A 25,277-nucleotide genomic window follows, 5' to 3' on the forward strand; every position below is an offset into this window, starting at 1 on the left:
CCTTAGGATTTTCACATTTCTTAGTTCACAGTGAGGTTGTTATGCGTAACAGAGTTATTCCATTACTTGTATTTTTTGCTCTTCTTTTTCATACCCATATTGCTTTAGCTCATTCGCCCATTGAAAAAATGTTACCGCAAGCGGGAGCAGTGTTAGAAAATGCACCTACCCAAATTGAACTTTGGTTTGAGGATCCTGTTGAACTATTTCAAGGTTCGATTGTTGTAGTTGGCGAACAGAATAAAAATGTTACGCTTGAAAAACCTCAACTTGATCCAAACGATAAACGTCACGTTATAGCGATGCTTCCGAATCAACTATCTCCAGGTAAATTTTCAGTAAAGATTGAAGCCATTAGCTATGACGGACATCAAGTTAAGGAGAATTATCAATTTGAAGTTAAGAAGCCAGTTCGTTCACAAGAAGAGATGCTTCAAAATTTTAAATTGGAAAGGTCGAGTCCAGAAGATGGAACCATCCTATCTAAATCTCCTGAACAAATCGAACTTTGGTTTACAGATGCGACCAAAGTAACGGTTTTTGGTGTTTTTGATGACCAAGATAAAGTGGTTCCTATAGGTGAGCCGATTCAAGACCCTGCAAATCCCAATCACTTTACCGTAAAAATGAGTAGTCAGCTTCACAAGGGAACCTACTCTGTTCATTGGTATGCGACTGTAGGTCAGTTTGAGAAAAATAGTGTTTATTATTTCGCAGTTCAGAAGTATACGCCACTAAAAGGTTCTAATGGTATCTCAAAAGACTCTATATTTAGTCATGTTGGTTTTCTACAGTTTGCTCATTGGCTTGCTTTTGTAGGGCTGCTGTCACTGGCAGGTGGAAGTTTGTTTGAATTATTCGTGGCTAGAGGTAGAGGAAATGTTCCTCGTTGGAGAATGGCTTCAAATTTATTTTATGGTATGGCTTCCCTTGGCTTCATCGTTGAGTTCATTTTAAACAGAATCAATTATAAGCAAGTACAGTGGAATGAATTTTTCACGTTCTCATTTGTATGGATCCCGATCATTCAGATCATCCTTCTGACATTAGGATTTTGGATTTCCAAAGGAGTCTTCCGGTTAACATTACTTTCAACTACCGTGTTACTGTGGGCAATTACCGGGCATTCTTCCACTCCGAGCTACGGTGGAACATGGAGTATTTTATTGGATGGATTCCACTTGTTAGCTGTATCTGTTTGGTTAGGTGGTTTAATAGGCTTATTATTGATGATACCAAAAGAAAACTCATTGGATTGGCTTAAAGTCGTCGGAAAAACGTACTCAAAATGGGCATTAGGAAGTATCCTTACTATCGGTATATCGGGAGTATTGATGTCGAACAATTATGTAACCTCATATAGTATTGAATCTTTCCTCGCTAGCAATTGGGGGAAGCTCATTATTATAAAGATGGTTTTATTTATTGAAATATTATTCATTGGCTTTTTACAAATGAGATATTTAAAGAAAATATCTATAATGGGCTTACGCCTGTTAAAGCAATTGAAGATTGAAGTTTATGTCGCTGGTATCATCCTAGTTGTTGCTGCTGTATTGATTGACCTTTCACCAAAAGAGGCAGAACAAGGGGTATTTCCCAAAAGCGCAATAATAAAAGAAGTTAAAGCTACTATTGGAATTACTCCCTTGAAAATGGGGACAAATGAGATCTCTATCCGGTTTGATAATCAACCAGATTTTAAACAAGTACGTGTTAAATTAACGATGCCCCCTGACTGGATTGTCGAAGATAATGCGTTTTCGCTGGGTAACGGTGAATACCGTCTGACGGGAGATTTTTTGCACGCGGCTGGAGTTGTTCAAATGGAAGTTCATGCAGTCACGACTCAGGGGGAAGAAATTACTTTCCCATTTGAGATACGTGTCCCTGGAGTGATGTTTTAAGGCTAAAGAAATCCCTCACCTTTTGGGTTTATGGTGGGGGATTTTCCTTTGAAAAGGATTTTATTATGCTGCCATTGCAAAGGAGCGGCATTCTCTTGCACAAGCCAAACACATTTGGCCACACATTTGAGATTCGTGATCATTATGTCTCAAAAATTCATGGCCACACACCTCGCAAACATAAGCACAAAAATCACACATTGCTTTCATAACTGGGCTATGACTAGAAATAGACCTTGCACACATATGGCAGATTGAAGCACATTCAGTTAAAAGTCTAATTTGATGTCTTCGTAAATGAGCATCTGGTCTTTGAAGTAAGGAATGAACAGTATGTTCACACATAGCAGCACAGTCGTGAAGCATCTTTAACATCGCAGGCATCATTGTTTGAATTGGCATCTAAAGCACTCCTTTAAGGAACTAATAATTTACACTAAATAAAGTATTCAATGGGTGAATGTCCCGATACAATCGTTTAAGCTTTTTGGAGGATGATCAGTACTTTTACATTGTATTTCCATTTTCGGATTTTGTATGTATAATACAATATATGTATTATACACCAAAGGAGTTGGTTATTTTGGAAATAAACGATATTTTGGAACTTCGATTGAATGTACAAAAATTTATCAGGCTTTTTGGTTTATTAGAGCAAACTGTAACCCCATGTGGTTTTCAACTTTCAGTATCACAGGTATATGCTCTACAAGAAATGGAGAACTCAACTCTAATACTTGGGGAACTAGCAGATAGGCTGCATCTAGAACGAAGTTCAGTAAGCCGACTTGTTGATGGGCTAGTAAAGGGAGGCTTCGTAAGCCGGGAAATCAACGAACAAAATCGGAGAGAAATGTTAATTTCTCTTACAGAAAAAGGTGAACGGACAATTGAGCAGGTTCGTCAGCAGTCCATTCGATTTTATCAAAATGTTTTGCAATACATGACTGAAGCTGAGCAACAACTGGTTCATCAGGGATTTGAAAAATTTACAGAAGCTCTATTAAAAAACAAGGGGAAACAGGATGAAATATAAAAAAAGTCAAACAGCTACAAGTTTATTATCGTTTATTTTTTCTTTTCTGGCTTCATCCCATCACTGGCTTCATATGGGGATTTTACTTCTCTTTGGCGGCTCAACGAATATGATGGCGACAATGTCAGCAGCATTGTGGATTAGACGTATCATGATCATTGCAACTATTATAACAATGCTTGTATCGATGTATCGTTTATTAAAACATAAGTATAAGGTACGCTGGGTGATTATTATGACTATTCTCTCTGCCGCGATTTCATTGGGTTTTATAATGTATACACTTGTGAAGTTTGGTTGGTAAAGCCTGCTTGTTGTTTCAATATCAGCGTGGGTATAATTTCTAAAGGTGGGCTAATCAATTTTTATGGAAAAAATTTAAAAAGGGCTTGATATAGGGTATGGGGGTATGGTATATTCTAGATGTGAGGAGGAAATGATATGGAACAACATGATAAACAAGAATTACATGAGGACAGTTGTCATTCGGCCAGTGATCGAAAAAGTCATCATTCTGATAAAACAAAAAACAATTTGATTTCTAGGCTTAATCGCATCGAAGGACAAATTCGCGGTGTGAAAGGTCTTATTGAGAAAGATACGTATTGTGACGATGTGTTAAATCAAATCGCCGCAGTTCAATCTGCTTTAAACGGTGTTGGGAAACTGCTTCTAGAGCATCATCTAAACAGCTGTGTAATCGAACGCATTCAAGAAGGCGATAATGAGGTTATTAAAGAACTCATGGTTACCATGAATAAATTAATGAAATAATAAGGAGAGATTAGATATGCAAACAGTTACACTTAAAGTTGAAGGTATGTCCTGCGGTCATTGTGTGAATTCCGTTGAAGGCGCAGTTAAGAAACTTGGTGCTTCCGGCAAAGTTGATTTGAGTGGTGGATCAGTTACTGTAGATTTCGATGAGTCTAAAGTTTCATTGGACGCTATTAAATTAGCAATCGAAGATCAAGGCTATGACGTTGCGAAATAAAGATAAATGAGCCGCTGCATGCGGCTCCAATGTATCACCTATTTTTTTTCAATAAAATATACCCCATAGGGGTATGAATACGCTGGAGGGTATGAAATGGCGAAACCATTAGAGCAACAACAAGCGAGTTTGCAAATTACGGGCATGACATGTGCGGCATGCGCGAACCGGATAGAAAAAGGATTGAAGAAATTAGAGGGTGTTGCAGATGCCAACGTGAATTTTGCACTTGAGAAGGCTTCTGTAACGTACAATCCGAATCAGATCAGTGTATCTGCCATGGAAGAAAAAATACTGGATCTGGGTTACAGCACCGTGAAAGATTCAGTAGATTTTAATATCGTAGGTATGACATGCGCAGCGTGCGCCACACGTATTGAAAAAGGCTTAAATAAAATGCCAGGTGTTAGCAAAGCAACTGTTAACCTTGCATTAGAAACTGCTCATGTTGAGTTTAGCGCTGCCGAAGTTTCTGTAAGCGATATGGTTAATAAAGTTGATCAACTGGGATACAAAGCCATGCGTAAAGAGGAAGACGCAACAAAAAGTGATTATAAGCAAAAAGAGATACGCAACAAGAAAATACAGTTAGCGGTATCGGCAATCCTTTCGTTACCACTTCTATGGGCAATGGTGAGCCACTTTACATTTACATCGTGGATTTACTTGCCAGAGTTCTTGATGAATCCTTGGGTGCAGCTTGTACTTGCCACACCGGTACAGTTTATTATCGGTTGGCAGTTTTACGTAGGGGCATATAAAGCCCTTCGTAATAAAAGCGCCAATATGGATGTGCTTGTTTCTCTCGGAACATCAGCCGCGTACTTCTATAGTTTATACCTAACGCTGCAGTGGGCAACTTCAGTTGATGCCCATCACCATGCACCGGATATGTATTACGAAACAAGTGCGATTCTTATTACTTTGATTATTTTAGGGAAACTGTTTGAAGTGTTGGCAAAAGGGAGAACTTCTGAAGCCATCAAGAAATTGATGGGACTTCAAGCGAAAACAGCGTTAGTCTTTCGGAATGGTGAAGAAATAGCTATACCCGTTGAAGAAGTTGTCATTGGGGACATTGTTCTTGTAAAACCGGGTGAGAAAATTCCAGTCGATGGTGAAGTTGTAGACGGTTTGTCTGCTGTTGATGAATCCATGCTAACTGGGGAAAGTATCCCTGTTGAGAAAAAAGCTGGTGACGCTGTTATAGGCGCTACCGTTAATAAAAACGGCAGCTTAAAAATTAAAGCAACTCGTGTTGGGAAAGAGACAGCTCTTGCTCAAATTATTAAAGTTGTAGAAGAAGCCCAAGGCTCTAAAGCACCTATTCAACGTATCGCAGATGTGATCTCAGGTATCTTCGTCCCAATTGTTGTAGGAATTGCTGTTGTAACATTTCTGATTTGGTATCTCTGGGTTGCTCCTAGCGAGTTTGCAACTGCGCTTGAAAAGGCTATTGCGGTACTGGTCATTGCTTGCCCTTGTGCTTTAGGTCTTGCAACACCAACATCGATTATGGCCGGATCCGGTCGCGCGGCGGAATTTGGCATCCTGTTTAAAGGCGGGGAACATTTAGAATCGATGCAAAAAGTCCAAACCATCGTACTTGATAAAACGGGTACAGTAACGAAAGGCAAACCGGAACTTACAGATGTTCAAATTGAAAACATGCATGAAGAAGATACAATTCTTAGACTAATCGGCTCTGCCGAAAAGCAATCAGAGCATCCGCTTGCTGAGGCGATTGTTGCTGGGATTGTTGCTAAAGGTATCCTACTTAGCACCACGGAGCAGTTTGAAGCTATTCCCGGCTACGGAATCCGCGCCATAGTAGAAGGCAAGGAAGTACTAGTTGGGACCCGTAAGCTCCTGCAGCGTGAAGCCATCGACTTCGGTAAAGCCGATACTGTTATGGAAAAGCTCGAATCTGAAGGTAAAACCGCTATGCTAGTAGCGGTGGATAACAAGTACGCAGGTATGGTAGCCGTAGCGGACACGATCAAAGACACATCGAAAGAAGCAGTCTCTCGCTTAAAACAAATGGGCATCGAGGTCATCATGATGACAGGCGACAACAAACGAACAGCACATGCAATAGCGCAGCAAGTTGGCATCGATCACGTACTCGCGGAAGTTCTTCCGGAAGGCAAAGCCGAAGAAGTGAAGAAACTTCAAGAACAAGGAAAGATAGTGGCCATGGTGGGTGATGGCATCAACGATGCTCCTGCACTTGCGACTGCAGACGTTGGCATAGCTATCGGCACCGGCACTGACATTGCGATGGAAGCAGCAGACGTGACACTGATGCGCGGAGAACTTACAAGCATTCCAGATGCCATTTATATGAGCCGTAAAACGATGACGAACATTAAACAGAACCTGTTTTGGGCACTAGGTTACAATACGCTCGGCATTCCGATTGCGGCACTTGGACTTTTAGCACCCTGGGTAGCCGGTGCTGCTATGGCACTCAGCTCAGTATCAGTTGTGTTAAACGCTCTACGCTTGCAGAGAGTGAAGTTATAATCTGTTTTCATGAGAGGGGAAGAGATGCAGATGATGAAGTTTGCAGTTACCCCAGGGTTTCAAACTGGGGGAACCATCTTTAAGCCAGAACAATTGGCGGTTCTGGGATCGATCGTTGGTGAGAATGCTAAAATTGAATTAACGACATTTAAACAATTGTATGTTGAAATGCAAGAAGAGAAAATTGATGAAGTGAAGGAAAAGTTATCTGGCATCGGCTTAGAAATATATCCTACTGGCTTTGTGACCAAGAGCCTCATTACGTGTAACTTTTGCCGCGGGGCAGAAGATGCAGGGCTTGAAATGGCTGAAGCGTTAAACATATCGATCTCAGGGATCGAAACGCCAACACCTTTAGAAATCGGATATGCGGGTTGTGCGCTCGGAACGAGCGAGCCGCTCTTGAAAGATATCGGTGTGGTCAAAATGAGAGATACGTTTGATATTTATGTCGGCGGCGAGCCCAAATCGTTAAAACCATCTTTTGCGGTCTTGCTATTGTCCGATGTTCAAGCAGACAGGTTGATTCCGATGGTTCAAAAGCTCATCCATCATTTTCAACAACATGGCAAAATGAAGGAAAAGTTTTCAAAATTTATCAATCGGGTAACAATCGAGGCATTGCGCGAGGCAATTGCAGAGTGAGCGTAACGGGGGTCTGTTCGATTTATGAAGGCAATTTTAATCGTTGATGATGAAGAAAAGATTCGTGAAGTTATTGCATCCTATTTGCAAAATGAAGGATATGCTATTATTCAATCCGGCACAGGGAACAAAGCACTTGAACTCGTTCGCGGCGGAAATGTTGATCTTCTTATTTTAGATTTGATGCTTCCGGACATGTCCGGAGAAGATGTATGCAGAGCGATACGTCAGTTTTCTCCTGTTCCTGTCATCATGCTAACAGCGAAAGTTTCTGAAGATGACCGCGTCCAAGGATTAACACTTGGTGCCGATGATTATGTCGTGAAGCCATTTAGCCCACGTGAATTAACTGCAAGAGTAAAAGCCATTTTGCGTCGCACGCAAGATGATACGCTTCTTGCAGAAATCATTTCGTTTCATAATGACGACCTTGTTATTCGGCCGATGAAACATGAAGTCTATAAACTGGGGAATCTTATAAGTCTGACTCCTAATGAATATAAATTGCTACTGATTTTGGCACATCATCCAAACCGAACCTTTACACGGGAGGAATTAATTCAAAAAGTGCTCGGTTTTGATTTTGAAGGTGATACTCGCTCGATAGATCAGCATGTCAAAAACCTCCGTCAAAAGATAGAATCCGACCCCAAGAAGCCCCAATACATCGTTACCGTCTTTTCCGTAGGTTACAGGTTTACTGGAGGCGAATCATCATGAAAGGATTATACGCACGAATCACCATCGCATTTATTGGGATTGCCTCCGGTGTTTTGCTTATTTCAACCATAGCGTTTGTTTTGGCGACACATTACCACTTCTCGTTGTATCAAGATCAAGCTATGGATACTAATATGAACTCCCCAACGTTTGACACCCATTTTGAGCAGGCTTTAGTACAGTCTGTTCTTGTGTCTGCCATTATTGGTATTATACTCTCGGTTCTGTTAAGTCTTTTTGTCGCTAAGCGGATCACAGCCCCGCTGATACAAATGAAAAAGGTAGCAGAGCGAATGGCAAATGGAGAGCTTGGAGTAAGAACGACAGTCAAAGGCAATGACGAGATCGCCGATCTAGGGGGCTCCCTTAATCACCTTGCCGAACAGCTCATGCACCAGGAGCAGTTACGTAAAACGATGACTGCTGATGTGGCTCATGAATTAAGAACACCGATTGCAACACTTAAAAGCCATATGGAAGCGATGATTGATGGCGTTTGGATGCCAACTCCAGAGCGCCTAGAGTCTTGTTATGAGGAGATTGAACGTTTGCGGTTTCTTGTTGGTGATTTAGAGCAATTAACGGAAATGGAGTCCCCACATTTCAAGCTGAAGCTGCATAAAGAAAATGTTTCAGCAATTGTTAATCGTAATATCGAAGCATGCCGGGCTTCTTTTGATCAAAAGGGAGTTAACCTTTTATTTGAAGGTTTAACAAACGTTGAAGCTACCTTGGATAGGCAGCGTCTGGGTCAAATTGTGGTAAACCTTTTAACGAATGCGCTAAAGTTTACACCCCAAGGGGGAAAAGTATTTGTTGAAGTGAAGGAAGAAGAACACGCTGTGGTTATTATAGTATCGGATACTGGGATTGGTATGAATGAAGATGATCTACGATTTGTATTTGAACGTTTTTACCGTGTTGAAAAATCCCGCGATCGTAAATCAGGAGGGAGTGGGATTGGTTTAACTATTGTAAAAAAATTAGTGGAAGCACATGGAGGAACCATTCGAATGGAAAGTCGGGTTGGTGAAGGAACATCTGTAGAGATACAATTCCCTAAGATTTAGTGCCGATCCTCACAAGATCTACACAAGTACCTTTTATAATAAGGTGATAAAAAGAGGAAAGACTTTGAGCTACGCTCAAAGATCCCTATATTAGGAGGAAATCATGAAAAAAGTAGTAATTTCGATTTTACTTACGGCTGCGCTCTTAACGGCATGTGGAAAATCAGGCAGTTCCATGGACCATTCTTCGCATAGCGGAACGGCAGGATCAACGAATAATGCCGCGCAAGGCGGTACAGCGGGAATGGATCATAGCGGCATGGCCAAAGAGGCAACTTCCACACAAGCAGGAAATGTCCAAGCACAGTTTAAGCTTTCTAGTGATAAGACAATGCCGAACCAAGATTCGACGATTACAATTAAAATTCAGGATAAAGACGGCAAATCGATTGATAAATTTGATACTGTACATGAAAAACAGATGCACTTTATCATTGTCAGCAAAGATTTATCTTTCTTTAATCACATTCACCCCGATTACAAAGGAAACGGTGAGTTTACCGTTACCACACAATTCCCGACTGCAGGTGATTTCAAGGTGATCGCCGATATCACTCCAACGGGTATGGGAGCAATGAGTAAGAGCCAATGGATTACGGTTCAAGGAGCACTGCCTGCTCAAAAATCAATTGAACCTGATGCTACATTAACTAAAGTGGTTGACGGTAAGGAAGTCACGCTTTCGATTGATCACCTTATGTCGGGCATGGAGCTAAACTTGAACTTCAATATTAAAGATGCTCAATCGAAGCAGCCTGTAACAGACCTACAGCCTTACCTAGGAGCAGTTGGACACGTCGTGATCTTAACGCAAGATGCAGAAAATTATCTGCACGTGCATCCGACAGATGAAAAGGCGTCAGGACCGGATGCCAAATTTATGACGACGTTTCCGCATAGCGGCGTATATAAGATTTGGGGACAATTCCAGCAGAACGGTAAAGTATTTACCGTACCGTTTGTAGTAAAAGTACCGTAATGTGATTGAAGCCCAGTTTCCCCAACTGGGCTATTCATACATTTTGGAGGGATGACAAATGGACGATCTTCGATTTGATCCAGCAAAAAAAGATTTATTAGATTCACCAGACAGAAGAAAATTGCTGCCCCCAGAAAAGTTGTTATCGATGCTACCGATCAAGAATAATCACGTTATTTTAGATTTAGGCGCTGGAACGGGGTATTTTGCTATTCCAGCCGCTCAGCTGACGCGGGAAACCGTATTCGCCCTTGATATTGAACCTGAATTGCTAGCTGATTTAAAAGCTAAAATGGAAGAACAAAACATACCAAATATTGAATTACTTGAATCATCAGTAACCAACATTCCACTTCCAGATCATTCAGTAGATTGCGTAATAGCCTCCCTTGTATTACATGCTATAAAGCCCTTATCTTTAGGTATAGCCGAGATTAAACGAGTCATGAAGGATGAGGGTTATCTATTGTGTTTTGATTGGGAACATAAAGAGAGCCCGATTGGACCTCCAATGAATATTCGGGTTTCCTCAAGTGAGATGGAAGAGGAGCTAAATAAAGCAGGTCTTTCGATTACGAAACGCCTATCACCAACCGATTTTCTGTATATTTTTGTAGTTCAGAAATGATCAAAAAAAGACGCTCACCTGAAGTTTAGGGTATTGAGCGTTTTTCACTTTGATTGGATATTTGGATTATTATGTCCACTTTCTGTTCATAAAAAGATGATAGTATAGATGTAATTGAATTAGGGGGCCGATAAGTGAACAAGCAAGTTAAAGTTCTTGTCATTGAAGATGATCCTTACATTTCGCAAACGATGGAATGAAAGGATTAGAACTGTTTTATGATAATCCTCCTGATCTTGTCATTCTGGACATTATGATGCCTGAAATGGACGGTTGGGAAGTTTGTAGGGAAATAAGGAGATTTGATAAAACTCCTGTTATCATGTTGACCGGGAAAGGAGAAAGTTCCGACAAACTTAAAGGTTTCGACCTTGGCACAGATGATTACTTGGTGAAACCATTTGATCCTAACGAACTGATGGCAAGGATAAGAGCGTTATTGCGGCGAGCCAACCCGATGTTAGATGCAAATGAGATCATTGAACTTCCATTATTGAAGATTGATCTTGGGCAATACAAAGTGATCTGTGATAACCATGAGATCGTGTTACCACCCAAGGAAATGGAGTTGCTGTATTTTCTCACCGTACATTCAAATCAAGTGTTCACACGTCATCAGTTGTTGAATCAAATATGGGGTTTAGATTATGAAGGGGATCCGAGAACAGTCGATGTGCATATTAAAAGGATTCGAGAAAAATTAGGGGATTCCAACCCTTACTGGAAGGTGAAAACCATAAGAGGAGTAGGATATAAATTTGAGGTGGACAACCAGTGATTCGAAAAAAAACTATTTTTTTGAAGCTGTTTATCACGTATATCGTCATTTTATTTGTATCGCATTTCGTTCTTGCTATTGCTTCTTATTTGTTGTTACAGAACAATCTGACTAACATGCATCAAAATTTAAATCTTAACCAATTACATACGGTGGTTTCCTTGTTTGTAATGTCCTCGATTATTTCTATTGCAATTACAGGCCTATTTGCCTACTACCTTTCTAAAAAAATGACCGCTCCACTCCGGGAAATGAATCGAGCTGCCCTCCATATCGCTAGGGGACAATTTGATCAAAGAATTAAAATCAAGACGCGCGATGAGCTGGGAGAATTGGGAGAGACGTTCAATTATATGGCTCAGGAGTTGGCCGGCTTGGATCAAATGAGAAAGGATTTTGTTTCCAATGTTTCCCATGATTTGCGTTCCCCTCTAACATCAATTCATGGATTTGTCAGGGCATTTCTGGATGATACGATCCCGGTCGATCGAAAACGCCACTATTTTACGATCATGAAAGAACAAACCGAGCGAATGATTAAGCTGGTCAATGATCTTCTCGATATGGCCCGAATAGAAACAGGTCAGCTCGAAATACATCATGACATCTTTAATTTGTCGGAGCAGGTTCGGCAAGTCATAGCTCGCATGGAACCTGAATTTGTGAAAAAACAAGTCAATGTGGAATTGATATCTGAAGAAGCACAAGACATCTACGTATTTGCTGATCCGGATCGGATTGATCAAGTGATCGTCAATTTGATTCAAAATGCCGTGCAATTTTCCTCACCCGATTGTTCTGTCGAAGTAATTTTGGAAAAAGATGAACAAGCGGTAGTTTCTATTCGAGATTACGGACCGGGAATCAGGCAAGAGGAGATTGAATCTATTTGGGAACGATTTTATAAAGCAGATAGAGCCCGAAATAAAAAAACAGGTACAGGGATCGGCTTGTCCATTGTTAAGCACATATTAGATCTTCATCAAAGTCCCATTCATGTAAAGAGTGAAGTGGGTAAGGGGTCAATCTTCACTTTTACGCTCCCTATGGCTCCGAACTTATCTAAAAAACCTGAATAAGAGTGATTTTCTCCGTTCACCTCCTGTTCATGAAACATTGCTATACTGGATTCTGAACCAAATGATCATGAAAATAAAGAGGAGGATTTCTCAATGAGTAAATTACCAGAATCCAATGAAGACACCAGTGTGGAGCACGGACCCGGATCACCCCCCAGCACACCACGATGGGTGAAAGTGTTTGGCATCATTGCCCTCGTCTTGGTCTTGCTGTTTGTCATCCTACACCTTACAGGCAATAACTTTGGTGGCCATGGTGGACACACAGCACACTCCAGCGTCAAAGAACAAGGAGTGAAATAGCCATGGCTATGAGACCCCACGTCCGCAAGTTCGCGCTTACCGTACATGTCACTTCCTCGGTAGGCTGGCTTGGCGCAGTGGCTGTCTTCCTAGTTCTCGCCATCGCTGGTTTGACTAGCACGGATGCTCAGCTGGTGCGCGCCGTCTATCTCGCGATGGAGTTAACCACCCGGTTCGTCATCGTCCCGATGTGCCTCGCTTCGCTGCTAACCGGGCTTATCTCGTCACTGGGCACCGAGTGGGGGCTTATTCCGGCACTACTGGATCCTGATTAAACTCCTGATAACCATTCTTTCCACGATCGGCTTGCTTGTACATTTACAGCCAATTAGCTACTTAGCAAGAGTTGCAGCAGAGACAACATTGTCAAGTAGCGATCACCAGGTGCAAATCCAACTCGTGGTCATTGCTGGTGCAGCCATGCTGGCGTTGCTCGTGGCCACGACGTTATCGATGTACAAGCCGCGGGGCATGACCCCGTACGGATGGCGAAAGCAGAACGAGAAGCGTATTAGGTCGCATCCTTAGAAACAGCCGACACAGCTGACATACGCTAGACCAGAGCAGGGGTGGAGTGAGAGTAAGAGGGCTTACGAGCTTGAACCAAGGTTCCCCAAAGGCATTGAATATAGATTTTGAATGCCCCGACCTATTCAGTAATTCAAGAGCTATTAATTTCCCATTAATCGCAATAGCCGGAACATATTGAATGCCGTAAGCTTTGGCTTTATCCTCAGATTCAGTAGGACCACTTTTTTTATTTAAATCATAAAATAACATCACATTTTGAGCACACTAGATCATTAACTTGCTGTACAACACCATCACATAAATAACAACCAGCTGTAAATAATATTTCGACTTTTGCGAATTAACATTTATCTAATCCTGGGAACAACTTTTCGAAGTGATTTCCAGAATCATTGGAAAGATATAGTCATCCTGGGATCCGAGAACTATCACCTTATCGTCGGATGGATGAGTTGCCAATCAATGTGCTAATGCCCCGATACACTGGGACATACATAAAATTACTTTTATGATTTAATCAAAAAAAATTGATTAAATGATTGCATTCTGATTGACATTGGTATATATTGTTATTAAATCAAAAATAATTGATTAATGAATCGGGTGAAAACAATGAAAAGCATAATCCCAATACATGAAGTAAAGATAAATAATGCGCCGAACGATTCATTTTTTGAAACGTATGAGGCAAAGTTTAAAGCCTTGGCAGATCGTAAGAGACTGCAAGTCATGTATGAGTTAACACAGCGGGGAAAAACGTGCGTTTGCGACCTATGTGAAATCGTTGAAATGGCTCAATCCAAGTTGTCTTATCACTTGAAGATCCTTTTAGATGCCAATCTAATTACAAAAGAAATCATTGGCACCTGGAGCTATTACGAGATTAATAATTCTGCAGTGAATGGATTGCTTTCAGAAGAACTATGCTGCATTTTTAGACCGAGTCGATCTTAATTTTTTTTAGATTATACATCAATTTTTTTTGATATATATATCAATATAATTTGATTAAGGAGTGGTTTTTGCATGTTATTTCACGATATCAACCCGCAACTGATGTATGTAGAACAGCAAGGTAAACAAGTAATCCGAGCGAAACTGGCTCAAGGTCAGGGACAAAAACAATTTAGCTTTAGTCTCAAAAAGTTCGTAAGCTTATTCCGAATTAACAAAAATCAAAGTGCCTGCTGTGCTTGTGCTTGCTCTTAAGAGTGAGTAAGTTTGCGTCTTTCGAAAATAGCTTACGTCTTAATTGGATGATAAAGAAAAACTATTATATGGAGGTATCTTCAATGAGTGAAAATCCAGTTCTATCTAAAGCGAAATTACCTGTAGCGATCATAGGTGCTGGTCCTGTTGGCCTTGCCGCAGCGGCACATTTAGTTACACGAGGAGAATCTTTTGTATTGTTTGATGCAGGGAACGAGGTGGGGGCCAGTGTCCTAAAATGGGCTCATGTACGTCTCTTTTCTCAATGGGAATACAATATAGATAAAGCAGCGCGGCAGCTGCTTGCTTCACATGGTTGGATAGCTCCGAATCATTCGGAAATCCCTACTGGATTAGAGATGGTTGAAAACTATTTTAAGCCTTTCGCCGAGTTACCTGAAATCAAACCGTTCATAAACTTGAACATGAAAGTGACTGCTGTGAGCCGCAAAGGCTTGAATAAGGTAAAAACACATGGCCGCGATGATCTTCCGTTTGTTTTGCATGCCCAGAAGAATGGAGAGCGCTTCTTGGTTGAGGCCAAAGCTATCATCGATGCTTCGGGTACTTGGACAAATCCGAATCCAATCCTTTCTGAAGGGGTCTGGACGTCTGAGGAGCTGTCTTTAAGCAAACAAGTATTTTATGGTATACCTGATGTTCAAGGTGAGCATAAAGATCGCTATAGTGGAAAGAAAGTTCTTGTTGTTGGTAGCGGTCATTCCGCGATCAATACACTTTTGGAACTCGGAGAGCTTAAGCGGCAAGTACAGGAGACTGAAATTGTCTGGGTACTAAGAAAATCTAGACTAGAGGATGTTTACGGGGGACAGGAACAAGATCAGCTTGCTACGAGAGGAGAACTCGGAACGCGTATTCAGAAGCTAGTTGAGTCAGGTAAAGTTAAAGTGATGACGCCATTTCATATTCAAGAATTAAAAAAGGATGGGGAAAAAATTCAGGTTATTGGTTCTTTAAACAGCGAATTGACTCAAATTGATGCGATTGATGAGATCGTTTCGAATACAGGTTCCCGTCCTGATTTTTCCTTCTTAAGAGAAGTTAGGGTGATTGCAGATCCAGGCTTGGAAAGCGCGATGCAGTTAGCGCCTCTAATCGATCCGAATGTTCATAGCTGCGGTACGGTTAGACCACACGGGGAGAATGAGCTAAGACAACCCGAGAAGGACTTTTATATTGTTGGATCGAAGAGCTACGGTAGAGCACCGACCTTCTTGATGGCGACAGGGTATGAACAAGTGAGATCCGTTGTTGCAGCTTTAGTTGGCGACCGTGAGGCAGCTGAGAGGGTTGAACTTGAACTGCCTGAAACTGGGGTATGTAGTGTCAAAAGTAGCTCATGCTGTGAACCTAAAAAAAGTGAACCAGTGGTAGTAATATCTGATAAAGTAAGTTCATGTTGTTCACCAATTACCAAACCGGTGGCATCGAAATCTTCATGCTGCAGCTAGATTACATCGGCGTTGTCTTTAGGGCAATGCCGCTTTTTATTTTGAAAGGAGAAGTTCATTGATCAAAAAGCAAACTAAAGAAAATACACATCTCAAAAATATTATTATTTTGGCACTCATTACAGCGGTCTCACTATTTGGTGATTCAATGCTCTACGTTGTATTGCCGATTCATTGGAACGATGTGGGACTTACATCCCTCATAGAAGTTGGAATTTTGCTCTCGGCAAATCGTTTTGTGAGATTACCGCTCAGTCCCTTGATTGGATGGTTATACAACCAAATCAGTATCAGAAATGGTGTGTTTTTGGCCGTATTCATAGCAGGAATGACTACGTTACTTTACGGATGGGTAGAAGGTTTTTATAGTTGGCTTGTTCTACGGTGTACTTGGGGTGTGGCTTGGTCCTTATTACGTTTGGGCTCCTACTTCATGATCCTCGAACTATCGGATGACCAAAACAGAGGTTACTTCATGGGAACTTACAACGGGCTTTATCGAATAGGCAGTTTAGTGGGCATGCTTGCAGGTAGTATTTGTGTGGAGTTGTTTGGACTACGGGCTGTTGCTTCAACTTTTGGTGTTCTGGCATTCCTTGTAATGACCGCTAATATGATTTAGCGGTCATTGAAATTAAATAAAGTATTAGACCGGCAGGAATATTAAGCTAAGAGGGAGTTTGAAAAATTACTTATACCTTTGTTTGCAAACATACCTTAGTGGGCACATTATTTGTATAAGAATATAAATTCAAGAAATAGAGGTATTGTATTCAAATGAAAAAGCAACTGATATTTCTTAGTATCGCCACAATTATTGCTTTAGGTGGATGTGGAAATAATACAAGCCAACAGCCTGTAGCAAACATGAACCATTCAGACATGAAACGTTCTAGTTCAAGTGAAGTCCCGAAAGGTTTAAAAGAAGCAAAGAATCCAACCTATCCAATTGGAAGTCAAGCAATTATCCAGGCAGACCACATGCCAGGTATGAAAGGTGCTAAAGCAACTATTGTGGGTGCTTATGATACGACAGCCTATGCTGTTTCATATACTCCGACAACTGGTGGACAACCAGTAAAAAATCATAAATGGGTTGTTCGTGAAGAGATTAAAAATGCGGGCAACGAAACTTTGAAACCAGGAACAGTAGTTACCTTAGAGACAGACCACATGCGAGGTATGAAAGGTGCAACTGCAAAGATTGATTCAGCCGAAACTACTACTGTGTATATGGTTGACTACACTCCAACAACTGGTGGAGAAACCATAAAAAATCATAAATGGGTAACAGAAAATGAACTTTCAACTAATTAAATGATTGAACAAGTTAGAAATTAAAATTATTTCTTGAACAATTGGAAGCAATATGCTGTAAGTAAGAATGATGCGATTAGTTCGGTTTATTAGAACGCAGAAGCAGGGTGACGATATTAATCCCTCGGCTTCTGCGTTTCTTTGTGTAAATGTAATGTTGGCAAGGAGTTTTAACTTTGATTCCATTCATATCCTAACAATTGTTCCTATGTGAAGGTAGGTTTATTTTTTCGAAAAAAAGTCGATTCTGTCTAATAGCAAAGAAGCTATGAGGAGGTTAGTGAATGGGTGGTCGAGAATCAATTATTTCAATGGATAATATTACATTAATCCTGACAGCAATGGTTATGGGAACGTTAGCTAGGATCTTAGTTTTAAAAGAGGACTATAGACAATATCCATCATATCCAAATGGCTATATGATTCACATTTTTATTGGCTTCATTGCCTCCACGCTGGGGGCGGTGTTTGTGCCGGCGATTATGACGAGTAATTGGACAGCGGTCACATTCTTGTCTTTAGCTATTCAACAGTTCCGGGATGTTAGAAAAACCGAACAGGAAAGCTTGAAAAATTTAGAAAATACTGAGTTTACACCTAGAGGAGACGCGTATATCGATGGTATTGCTAAAACATTTGAATCTCGTAATTATATTGCATTAGTTGTCTCGATTTCTACGGCTGCTGCTATGCAGATTTACAAACCACCAATGTTGATATTAGATGTTGGGCTTGGAGCAATCACGGGTTTTATCATTTTATTCCTCTTGAAGCGATTTTCTAAAGGTAAAAAAGTTGGGGATATCGCGATAATCAAAGTAGGCCAAATTGAAGTAAAAGAATCTGAATTGTTTGTCGATGGAATTTTTGTTAGCAATTTAGTTGGAACGGATAATGCGCAGAAGATGCTTCTGGAAGAAGCATTTGCAGTAACGATTGAACCGAATGAAGATCATTATCGGATCACCTTAGACAATTTCGGGCAAAGAAAAGCCATTTTATTTGAAGCTACACGTACAATGGGTGTCAAACGATATCACTACACCCGTAAAGATTTTGAAAGTGGTAAGACGATCATTGTTATCGTCCCGCTTATCCGGGACATGAATAAGCTAATACAAGCAGTAAAAAAAACACCTTTGCTCGAATCAGTTAAGAAAAGTCATGCACTTATGGACACGAATGTAACGTCAGGGGAGTGAAAATATGGGTAGAGATAGTGCACAGAATGAAAAGAACAACATTATTGCGGCTGTAACTCTGGACCATCATAAAGTTTCTTGTGGTAATTCTTTTGTTGTAGAAGCTAAAAATGAGGACGAACAAAAACAAATTATGCTCGATATCGCTAAGGCCGTGAAAGGGGATGTAACTAAAACAAGCAACGGAATTTACCTGATTCTCAAAGGTTAAAATTAAAAAAGCTTTGACGCCACACGTTAAACAACAACCGCTAATTCTTACGTATGGATGAGCAAGAGAATGATTAATAAACCAGTATCCTCATAAAGAAGATACTGGTTTATTGTGCTATTATGCCATTTTGCGGCATTCTTCAGCACATTCGCGGCAAATACGAGCACATTCTTGGCAATGAGTGTCTTTGAACATCTCACATTCTTTAGCGCAAGCATCACAAATAGTTGCACAGACTTGACAAAGCGCTTTGGCAAATTGACTATTTCGTGCCATATACTGCACAGCCTGAAAACAAATTTCTGCACAGTCATTTAATACTTTTATACAGTTCGTACGTTGTTGCACGTCTTGTTCTTGCAAGCAAGCTGCAAAACATTCTTCACACGCTTGAGCACATTTAACGCAAGCCTGAAGACAAGCTTCGAATGTTTTTGGTGCTGTTGATAACACTGTCACTATAATCACCTCCTTCTTGAACCTTTATATTGTTTCAAGAAGTATGGTGATTTATGCTTGCACTAACGTAATGCAGGAAAGAATTCTTTTTCGTTTTTAACCTCCATTTCCATAACTAAAACAACAGTTGATGAACTGATGTTCCGACAGGGACGAATAGCCGACTTAGAGTAAGAAATACTGCCAATTCGATGGAATTTATGTTTAGCGTATATTTTCGTTAAAATGTTGGCGGGACCCCTATTATCTTAAATATTACTATTGAACACTCTTAGCGAAATGACCGTTCGTATAGTCATACTCATTAAAGAGCCCTACGCTGCCATAAGGAATGATAAGTTTATTATTATCCAACTCCACCTTTTGTTGAATCATTTCGGATAGCTCGAGTTTTAATGGATTAATTTTCGATACGTCGGAAACCGACGTATATGAGAATACCCACACATGGCCGGTCACCAGTCCATCGCCTGCGGTAAGTACGATCTCTGGGTTACCATCCCCATCAAAATCATGAAGCGTTGCGTGGATACTAAAACCATCATTTAAATCGCCATAAGGTTTAAATATGTCGGCACTGCTGCCGTTATCCAATTCCAATGGCCAGCCAAACTTATCTTCATTAAAGATTACATTCATTTTTGTACCATTTGGATGATCACGCCCAATAACAACGGTTGCGCTTCGGTCTTTAAACTGTACTGATAAGTTTGCGTCTTCCTCCCCGTCTTTCCAAGCCACCGAGGCGTCACCATTATCCGCTGGTACAAATCCAGGATCGTTGATGCTTGCAGTACTCGATGCCTGGTCCCATCCAACTTTTTTTCCTAATAGATCGGCCACATCACGTAAAGGGATATAGGTTGTACCGTTATATAGAATATTGTCACTTGCTACTTTTTTACCGTTCACCATTAGATTGACGTTGTTGAATAAAACTTCAATTGTACTTTTGTAGCCAGCAGCTAGAGCCGAGCCGCCAACTAAGAGTGAGGTTAAAACAAATCCGATTACCATTCCTTTGAGTTCTTTACGCACGTGACTTCCTCCATTTGTCTATTTGAAATGTATATGTCTTGCTATATATCGGATTTAAATGCAATAAATTGAATGGTTGAACTCTTGTTCTTTGTTAGCTTACATTCAACATTCAAACGATGGGAATGAGAACCTGGATAGTTGAGCATGAAATACGCTCTCCCATATCTCCCATTGTTCGATTGTTAATTCTCCAACAATTTATAATCCAGAGGGTTCAACTGAAGCATATAAGTAGTTAGACGATATCCCTTCCTCGCCAAACCACATAGGACATGGATGATCCTTAATGACATATGCGGCAATGCCAAATATACTTGCCGAAGTTGTTCCCATGTCGTCCCGATAAACTCATGGAAATTTAAACAATACACTCTATCTACAGAAACGATGCCTTTTTCGTTTGCTGCAAGCTCATTATTATCATAAAAGCAAATATCCATTAACCGCTCTCCGTTTCAATGTTCTCCCGCTATTGATTCATAATTGACTCAAAATAATCCCCATTGGTTGATACCATTTAAATTCAACACATTGCTACGTTATCCTGCCCGTCCATGCATCCCTCGAACTGCACCACAGAGCATGAAAGTTAATTCGTTCTTTCATGGTAGTTGAGCGATCAGGACCACGTTTTAAACAACTCATTAATCATATTAAATAATTTTATTATAAACATAACAACTTTATTAGTTATATAACTGTTCGCATTTGTTCATTCCCATAAAATATCTCTTGCATAAAGAATACGTGTTCGGTATATAATATTAAAACACAAACAAATGTTCTTGTTTTGAGGTGATTAAATGGGTGTCATTACAAATATTGAGACCGACGAGGATATTCAATTAATCAAAGAATTTACGCTGCTTCCTATTTTGCTCGATATGTTGGCGAGGGATTCGGAGGAGCTCAAGGTTCACAAAGATAAAATTGTATATGGTCATGTTCTGTTTTACTTAAAGGAAGTTGAGAATGCTATTTACCCTGAATTGCAAAATATAAAAAGTGCCATGAAAAAGCGAGATATCAAAGTGCTGAATACATCGACCAATTCATTAGGTATTAACATTGAATATAAAGTTCGTGGTTACATCCACCATTTCACGATGCTTCGAAGTTTGATTAAGGCTGAACTTATGACAACACTAATGAGAATGCGGAGGTCATTGTAATGGTAAAGAGAGAAAAAAGTGATCGTACGATTTACCTCTCGGATTGCCAATCATTTTACGCAAGCGTCGAAAAGGCTTCTCATCCAGGTCTCGAAAATCTCCCTGTTGTAGTGGCCGGAGACCCGGCTAGAAGATCAGGTATTATTTTGGCGGCATGCCCAATCGCTAAAAGCTTTGGAATTAGTACCGCCCAACGTCTTGGTGAGGCACTTCAATTGTGTCCAGATGCGATTGTAATGCGGCCGCACATGCAGCGCTATATTGATGTATCACTTGCGATTACGGATATTTATAAAGAGTACACAGATCTAGTGGAAGTGTTTTCGATTGATGAGCAGTTTTTGGACGTGACAGGGTCGCTCAATCATTTTCGTTGTACTCCAGAAGAACTGGCAGTCATGATTCAAAAGAAGGTCGCGGCATCGATGAATATACGAGTTCGCGTTGGCATCGGTCCTACAAAAATCCTTGCTAAACAGGCAACGGACAATTTTGCCAAAAAGAACGCAAGTGGGATATTTACACTAGGAAAAGAGGATGTTGAGAAAGTTCTGTGGCCACTAAGTGTTGATAAGATGTATGGTGTTGGGTCGCGCATGACGAGACATTTTGTCGCACTTGGCATGACTACGATTGGTCATGTCGCGCGAACTCCATTGGCTGTCCTTAAGCGGAAGTTTAGGGCTCGGTTCGGTAAACAATCGGACATTCAAGCGGAGGTTATGTGGCGTACAGCTAACGGTCTCGACGATAGTCCAGTGACACCAGGAACGTTCAATGTAGCTCCTAAATCAATCGGTCACGGAATGACCTTGCCGCGGGATTATACGACGGCAGAAGAAGTGGATATTGTACTCTTGGAATTGACGGAAGAAGTTTGCCGCGATGCGCGTGCGAAGGGTTATTCGAGCGGAACCGTACATGTATTTTGTATGTGTTCGCCTTACGATGCACCTACCGGCTTTAGTCAGCAGCGCAAGATGCCTTTTACCACGAACAATACACTAAAAGTTTTCGGGTCAGTTCGCGAAATATTTCATCGCAATTGGAACGGCCATCCAGTGCGTAAAGTTGGTGTCACACTCGGATCACTTGAGGACGAGGAAATCACACAGTTGGATCTCTTTGAAGACGTAACAAAGCTACGCAAACTCGATAGCGTCTTGGATGGGATTAAAGACCGTTTTGGGAATACGGCAATTATTCGCGCTTCGAGTTTAATGAAAGCTGGCTTAGCAGCAGATAGAGCTGGCAAAATTGGAGGTCATTACAGATGAGTAAGAAATTAGAATTGAATGGACTTTGGGAGTCTAGTCGGATGATGCTTCCTGTATCTACGGGAATTTGAGCATAATACAATATGAGCATAAATTATAAAAAAAGCCAATCTATTTGGCTTTTTTTTATTTCCAGCAATCTCATATTGTTCATAAATGTCCCCTGCATTAACATGGCAATTAGCAACATATCCAATGGATGATTTCAAGCAATTTGAAGTGCATAATTAGGAGCTGAACTATGGAAGGAAACTTGATAAATGTTCAATCCCCAAAGGTTTTGCCTATTAATCGTACAGATACTCGATTTGTTGTCCGAAGTGTGACGATAGACTTAGGGTTGTATCGGAACCGAAATATTTATCGCAAGCAGCATGCTGTGATTGCGGTTAAGAATTATCAAAACAATAAGGAGATCCTACACCCTCTCACTCAATTTATTTTTTATCGGTGGAAGGGTAGATCCTATAACACCCAGAGATCCCATGCAAAAAATATAACAACGTATTTGAATTATGTATTGATTGAGAACAAACTTAAGTTTAAGATCAACTCGTTGTCGGAACTGAGATTGGAGCATGGTACTAATTTCTTAAATCATTTAACCTTGAAGGGAAGAACAAGAGATACCGTAAAATCTACGGAACGGACCCTTACTGCTGATGTAATATTAGATTTTTTAATGTTAACAAGTCCCCCTATCCTAATACCTCCAAAGCATTGCATGTAAACTCCCAGAGCTATAGGATTGGCTACTTTAACTGCTAATTCTAAAAAAGGTAATATAAACTCCTCAGGTATCATATGTGCCACGCTACTTCCAGTTTTCTTGGAAGGATATATTACTCCATTAAATGGTGAGACAACATATTTCTTTCCTCTGTCGTAGTGCATCGGAGCCTTTTGAAATTGTTCTGCAGGAATATTAATTAAATCATTTGAAGAAAGGTATAAGTAGAACTCCTAAGAAACATCATCAAAATTAAATTACCTATATACGTTTCAGTAAAGAGTAATCTATCCGGGAGTTGTCTTTGAATCCCTGTTGCTATGAGAGCCTAATCCATTTTTTTCGCTCTTCCGCGTGGTTCTCTTGAATCACTTCGCTTGACGTGGCTTCAGGTTGTGATGCGAACGACCCCACTCCTTTATGTCAAATATACAGAAGCAAAGTAATGTCAAACAGCGCACACCGTTCAATTGGTGTGCGCTGTTTAAAGTATGGATAAAAATCATTTTGACGTATCCCCCCTAGGGGGATATAATTGGGGATATATTTTTCTTATATTACCCGAGGTTAGAGGAGGCATTATTAATGGGAGCTGGACATTCTCATGGGGATCATGGGCATTCTCATGTCGGCGTAGACTCAAGCATTGTAAAAAACAAAGAAGCAACTAGAGTACTGATGATTTCACTGGTGGCGATGTTGATTACAGCAATTTTTCAAGCCATCATCGTAGCTGTTTCTGGAAGTGTCGCTCTTCTAGCGGATACGATTCATAATTTTGGAGATGCGTTAACATCAATTCCCTTATGGATTGCTTTTGTATTAAGCCGCAGACTACCTACGAAGCGCTTTACGTATGGATTAAATCGAAGTGAAGATTTAGCCGGTCTTTTAATTATTATTGTTATTGCGATTAGCGCGATAGTGGCTGGATATGAATCTATACAACGTTTATTCAATGGCTCTTCTGTAACAAATCTTTGGGCTGTCGCAATTGCATCTATTATTGGATTTTTAGGTAATGAATTGGTGGCTATCTACCGAATCAGGATGGGTAAAAAAATGGGAAGCGCGGCTCTCGTAGCTGATGGACATCATGCACGTGTAGATGGCATTACCTCTCTAGCTGTATTAATTGGAGTGATTGGAACATGGCTAGGATATCCTATTGTAGACCCTATTGTTGGACTAGGTATCACGATCACTATTATTTTTATCGTTAAAGATTCTGTGAAAACGATCTTCTCGCGCCTACTAGACGGGATGGAACCGAAGACCATCGATCTAATTACTGCCTCAGTCGAAGATGTAAAAGGTGTCGTCAGCGTTACCGAAGTAAAAGCACGTTGGTTTGGGCATGAAATCACGGCAGATATCAGCATCGCTGTAGAATCTGATATGTCGATTACAGAAGGACATGATATTGCCAAAGATGTCATTGATCGTTTACAGCACGATGTGGAGCATATAGGGATCATTCATGTTCATATCGATCCAGAAGAAGAGCCTGGCGCAGACTTTCACTCTCATGGACATGTGTCAACATACCCTTTTGAGTGGGCAGGTATTTATGAACTTTCCACCGGCGATTATGAATATACACTTGATGCAGGACCAGATCCTGCTATGCTCATTTCTTTCCTACCTTTGTCCGAATCTACGCAAGATGTCTTCGAAGTGGCAAAGCTAGATGCAATCAGGGTTTTTAAGGGCACTTCGCAACCATTAGCAAGTGGTAGCATACTTCAACCAAGCTATGATCACACTCAGTTACTACTGGATGGGGATGTAACTTTTGTGGTGCGTATCACCAAGCCAGGTTCTTACGCATTATTCACTGAGCATCATCCTGACGAATTTGCTGCGGTATTGCGTCATAACGGATCGACCATTTCTGTATCTCTAGAAGAAGCCTTTCCCTCAGCACATGCACATGAGCATGGACATTCACATGGCTGATTCCCATAAACACGGACACGTTCATGCTA

The 25,277-nt window shown here is 40.7% G+C and carries 29 protein-coding genes; 25 read left to right on the forward strand and 4 right to left on the reverse strand.

What is annotated here, in order from left to right; genetic code table 11:
• The 22 genes from G519_RS0117425 to G519_RS0117530 form a co-directional block, all read left to right on the forward strand.
• Positions 1-1,907: copper resistance CopC/CopD family protein (locus G519_RS0117425; protein ID WP_029195811.1), on the forward strand; the 1,907-nt coding region annotated here is incomplete at its 5' end.
• Between the two features lie 583 nt (positions 1,908-2,490).
• Complete coding sequence (locus G519_RS0117430; protein ID WP_029195812.1) at positions 2,491-2,943, forward strand: MarR family winged helix-turn-helix transcriptional regulator; 453 nt, start codon at positions 2,491-2,493, stop codon at positions 2,941-2,943.
• Positions 2,933-3,247: a hypothetical protein gene (locus tag G519_RS0117435; protein ID WP_029195813.1), complete on the forward strand. Its 315-nt coding sequence runs from the start codon at positions 2,933-2,935 to the stop codon at positions 3,245-3,247. The genes G519_RS0117430 and G519_RS0117435 overlap by 11 nt, the downstream gene beginning before the upstream one ends.
• 137 nt (positions 3,248-3,384) lie before the next feature.
• Positions 3,385-3,717 (forward strand): metal-sensitive transcriptional regulator, encoded by a 333-nt coding sequence (locus tag G519_RS0117440; protein ID WP_029195814.1) that lies wholly within the window; start codon positions 3,385-3,387, stop codon positions 3,715-3,717.
• A 16-nt stretch (positions 3,718-3,733) separates the two neighbouring features.
• The gene (locus G519_RS0117445; protein WP_029195815.1) at positions 3,734-3,937 is read left to right on the forward strand and encodes a copper ion binding protein; all 204 of its coding nucleotides are present in this window, start codon (positions 3,734-3,736) and stop codon (positions 3,935-3,937) included.
• A 96-nt stretch (positions 3,938-4,033) separates the two neighbouring features.
• Positions 4,034-6,463 carry a heavy metal translocating P-type ATPase gene (locus G519_RS0117450; RefSeq protein WP_029195816.1) on the forward strand — a complete coding sequence of 810 codons (2,430 nt, stop codon included), beginning with the start codon at positions 4,034-4,036 and terminating at the stop codon, positions 6,461-6,463.
• Positions 6,464-6,493: 30 nt separating this feature from the next.
• The gene (locus tag G519_RS0117455; protein ID WP_307720064.1) at positions 6,494-7,108 is read left to right on the forward strand and encodes a nitrite/sulfite reductase domain-containing protein; all 615 of its coding nucleotides are present in this window, start codon (positions 6,494-6,496) and stop codon (positions 7,106-7,108) included.
• Positions 7,109-7,132: 24 nt separating this feature from the next.
• Positions 7,133-7,828 (forward strand): response regulator transcription factor, encoded by a 696-nt coding sequence (locus G519_RS0117460; protein ID WP_029195818.1) that lies wholly within the window; start codon positions 7,133-7,135, stop codon positions 7,826-7,828.
• Complete coding sequence (locus G519_RS0117465; protein ID WP_029195819.1) at positions 7,825-8,898, forward strand: sensor histidine kinase; 1,074 nt, start codon at positions 7,825-7,827, stop codon at positions 8,896-8,898. The genes G519_RS0117460 and G519_RS0117465 overlap by 4 nt, the downstream gene beginning before the upstream one ends.
• Positions 8,899-9,001: 103 nt before the next feature.
• Positions 9,002-9,877 carry a hypothetical protein gene (locus tag G519_RS0117470; RefSeq protein ID WP_029195820.1) on the forward strand — a complete coding sequence of 292 codons (876 nt, stop codon included), beginning with the start codon at positions 9,002-9,004 and terminating at the stop codon, positions 9,875-9,877.
• A 58-nt stretch (positions 9,878-9,935) separates the two neighbouring features.
• On the forward strand, positions 9,936-10,505 hold the full coding sequence (locus tag G519_RS0117475; protein ID WP_029195821.1) for a class I SAM-dependent methyltransferase: 570 nt from the start codon (positions 9,936-9,938) through the stop codon (positions 10,503-10,505).
• 196 nt (positions 10,506-10,701) lie between these two features.
• Positions 10,702-11,283 (forward strand): response regulator transcription factor, encoded by a 582-nt coding sequence (locus tag G519_RS43390; protein WP_051253466.1) that lies wholly within the window; start codon positions 10,702-10,704, stop codon positions 11,281-11,283.
• On the forward strand, positions 11,280-12,362 hold the full coding sequence (locus G519_RS43395; RefSeq protein ID WP_051253467.1) for a sensor histidine kinase: 1,083 nt from the start codon (positions 11,280-11,282) through the stop codon (positions 12,360-12,362). Before G519_RS43390 ends, G519_RS43395 begins: the two co-directional genes overlap by 4 nt.
• A 93-nt stretch (positions 12,363-12,455) precedes the next feature.
• Positions 12,456-12,665: a hypothetical protein gene (locus G519_RS0117490; RefSeq protein WP_029195822.1), complete on the forward strand. Its 210-nt coding sequence runs from the start codon at positions 12,456-12,458 to the stop codon at positions 12,663-12,665.
• 2 nt (positions 12,666-12,667) lie between these two features.
• Positions 12,668-12,940: a hypothetical protein gene (locus G519_RS52205; RefSeq protein WP_244280149.1), complete on the forward strand. Its 273-nt coding sequence runs from the start codon at positions 12,668-12,670 to the stop codon at positions 12,938-12,940.
• Positions 12,941-13,028: 88 nt separating this feature from the next.
• A complete protein-coding gene (locus tag G519_RS52210) occupies positions 13,029-13,193 on the forward strand; it encodes a hypothetical protein (protein WP_244280150.1) in 165 nt (54 codons plus the stop codon).
• A gap of 615 nt (positions 13,194-13,808) precedes the next feature.
• On the forward strand, positions 13,809-14,150 hold the full coding sequence (locus G519_RS0117500; RefSeq protein WP_084160213.1) for an ArsR/SmtB family transcription factor: 342 nt from the start codon (positions 13,809-13,811) through the stop codon (positions 14,148-14,150).
• Between the two features lie 338 nt (positions 14,151-14,488).
• Positions 14,489-15,877, forward strand: coding sequence for an NAD(P)-binding domain-containing protein (locus G519_RS43405; protein WP_244280151.1), 1,389 nt, complete (start codon positions 14,489-14,491; stop codon positions 15,875-15,877).
• A 58-nt stretch (positions 15,878-15,935) separates the two neighbouring features.
• Positions 15,936-16,499, forward strand: coding sequence for an MFS transporter (locus tag G519_RS43410; RefSeq protein ID WP_051253468.1), 564 nt, complete (start codon positions 15,936-15,938; stop codon positions 16,497-16,499).
• A 155-nt stretch (positions 16,500-16,654) separates the two neighbouring features.
• Positions 16,655-17,194, forward strand: a complete 540-nt coding sequence (locus G519_RS0117520; protein WP_029195825.1) for a YdhK family protein — start codon at positions 16,655-16,657, stop codon at positions 17,192-17,194.
• Positions 17,195-17,478: 284 nt separating this feature from the next.
• Positions 17,479-18,396, forward strand: a complete 918-nt coding sequence (locus G519_RS0117525) for a YIEGIA domain-containing protein (RefSeq protein ID WP_029195826.1) — start codon at positions 17,479-17,481, stop codon at positions 18,394-18,396.
• A 4-nt stretch (positions 18,397-18,400) separates the two neighbouring features.
• Positions 18,401-18,607 (forward strand): capping complex subunit for YIEGIA, encoded by a 207-nt coding sequence (locus tag G519_RS0117530; protein WP_029195827.1) that lies wholly within the window; start codon positions 18,401-18,403, stop codon positions 18,605-18,607.
• 120 nt (positions 18,608-18,727) lie between these two features.
• On the opposite strand, the gene G519_RS0117535 is transcribed toward G519_RS0117530, so the two are convergent.
• The 3 genes from G519_RS0117535 to G519_RS0117545 all read right to left on the reverse strand — a co-directional run bounded on the left by G519_RS0117535 (position 18,728) and on the right by G519_RS0117545 (position 20,550).
• Complete coding sequence (locus G519_RS0117535) at positions 18,728-19,069, reverse strand: four-helix bundle copper-binding protein (RefSeq protein ID WP_029195828.1); 342 nt, start codon at positions 19,067-19,069, stop codon at positions 18,728-18,730.
• Between the two features lie 258 nt (positions 19,070-19,327).
• On the reverse strand, positions 19,328-20,107 hold the full coding sequence (locus G519_RS47600; RefSeq protein WP_051253469.1) for a stalk domain-containing protein: 780 nt from the start codon (positions 20,105-20,107) through the stop codon (positions 19,328-19,330).
• A gap of 185 nt (positions 20,108-20,292) precedes the next feature.
• Complete coding sequence (locus G519_RS0117545; protein WP_029195829.1) at positions 20,293-20,550, reverse strand: hypothetical protein; 258 nt, start codon at positions 20,548-20,550, stop codon at positions 20,293-20,295.
• A 363-nt stretch (positions 20,551-20,913) separates the two neighbouring features.
• On the opposite strand from G519_RS0117545, the gene G519_RS43420 reads away from it, so the two are divergent.
• Together G519_RS43420 and G519_RS0117555 are read left to right on the forward strand one after the other, a co-directional pair.
• Positions 20,914-21,282 (forward strand): hypothetical protein, encoded by a 369-nt coding sequence (locus G519_RS43420; RefSeq protein WP_051253470.1) that lies wholly within the window; start codon positions 20,914-20,916, stop codon positions 21,280-21,282.
• On the forward strand, positions 21,282-22,559 hold the full coding sequence (locus tag G519_RS0117555; protein WP_029195830.1) for a DNA polymerase IV: 1,278 nt from the start codon (positions 21,282-21,284) through the stop codon (positions 22,557-22,559). Before G519_RS43420 ends, G519_RS0117555 begins: the two co-directional genes overlap by 1 nt.
• Positions 22,560-23,156: 597 nt before the next feature.
• Here the strand turns inward: G519_RS0117555 and G519_RS50255 are convergent.
• Positions 23,157-23,453 (reverse strand): hypothetical protein, encoded by a 297-nt coding sequence (locus tag G519_RS50255; protein ID WP_127527704.1) that lies wholly within the window; start codon positions 23,451-23,453, stop codon positions 23,157-23,159.
• A gap of 421 nt (positions 23,454-23,874) precedes the next feature.
• On the opposite strand from G519_RS50255, the gene G519_RS43425 reads away from it, so the two are divergent.
• Entirely contained in the window at positions 23,875-25,248 is a 1,374-nt protein-coding gene (locus G519_RS43425) for a cation diffusion facilitator family transporter (RefSeq protein WP_064743482.1), read from the forward strand.
• Positions 25,249-25,277: the final 29 nt, after the last annotated feature.

Origin of the sequence: Paenibacillus alginolyticus DSM 5050 = NBRC 15375 (assembly GCF_000422905.1) — a bacterium.
Lineage (GTDB): Bacteria > Bacillota > Bacilli > Paenibacillales > NBRC-103111 > Paenibacillus_E > Paenibacillus_E alginolyticus.